This window comes from Vibrio sp. M260118 (genome assembly GCF_036533755.1).
Taxonomy (GTDB): domain Bacteria; phylum Pseudomonadota; class Gammaproteobacteria; order Enterobacterales; family Vibrionaceae; genus Vibrio.
The window spans coordinates 1-952 of record NZ_JATABG010000632.1 but is presented as its reverse complement, the minus strand read 5'-3'; the positions used below and the strand labels follow the sequence as shown (position 1 = coordinate 952).

Sequence of the window (952 nt, the reverse complement as noted above, 5' to 3'; positions counted from 1 at the left end):
TTATTATTGTGGTCTGACCAGAATACGGAGCAGTTAAATAAAAATCAAACAACCGTTTACATTTTTGTAACACCGATCAATCTTCTGGTTGTATGGGTATACTAGTTTAAGTAGGATGGAACTTATTCGAAGTTATAAGCTCTTAGAGCGGATAAGCCCCTATCTGCGATTTCTGGAGCGGAGAGAAAATGAAAAAAATATTTAAATTCATTGGTCTGTTTTTTAAAGGTATTTGGAAGCTGATTACCTTTATAAGACTTGCCCTTGTAAACCTAATCTTCTTGGCTAGTATCGCTGTCATCTATTTCATTTACACCAGTGCTGATACTCCGACACCTTCCGTTCCAACAAAGTCGGCACTGATTGTTAATATCTCTGGCCCAATCGTAGAGCAGTCAACCTATATCAACCCAATGGACTCACTAACGGGTTCCTTATTTGGTAACAGGTTGCCAAAAGAGAACGTGCTGTTCGATATTATCGAAACCATTCGTTATGCCAAAGATGATGATAATATCAGTGGCATTGTTTTAGCCCTACGCGATATGCCGGAAACTAGCCTCACTAAGTTGCGCTATATTGCGAAGGCACTCAATGAGTTCAAAGCTGCTGGCAAATCTGTTTACGCAGTTGGGGATTTATATAACCAGAGCCAGTATTACCTTGCCAGCTATGCGGACAAAATCTACCTTGCTCCTGATGGTGCTGTCATGCTCAAAGGCTACAGCGCGTATAGCCTGTACTACAAAACCTTGCTAGAAAAGCTCGACGTTAGTACTCACGTTTTCCGCGTTGGGACTTACAAATCAGCCATTGAGCCATTCGTACGCGATGATATGTCAAAAGAGGCACAGGAGTCGGCTTCTCGTTGGTTAAGCCAACTTTGGGGCGCGTACATTGATGATGTCGCGACAAATCGTCAACTATCAGCTGATGCTTTAACTCCCGATAT

1 protein-coding gene is annotated in these 952 nt (G+C 42.1%); it reads left to right on the top strand.

Annotated elements, in window-relative coordinates:
* Window positions 1–188 precede the first annotated feature (188 nt).
* On the top strand, window positions 189–952 hold a 764-nt coding region (locus tag QTO00_RS20180; protein ID WP_331426336.1), incomplete at its 3' end, for a S49 family peptidase.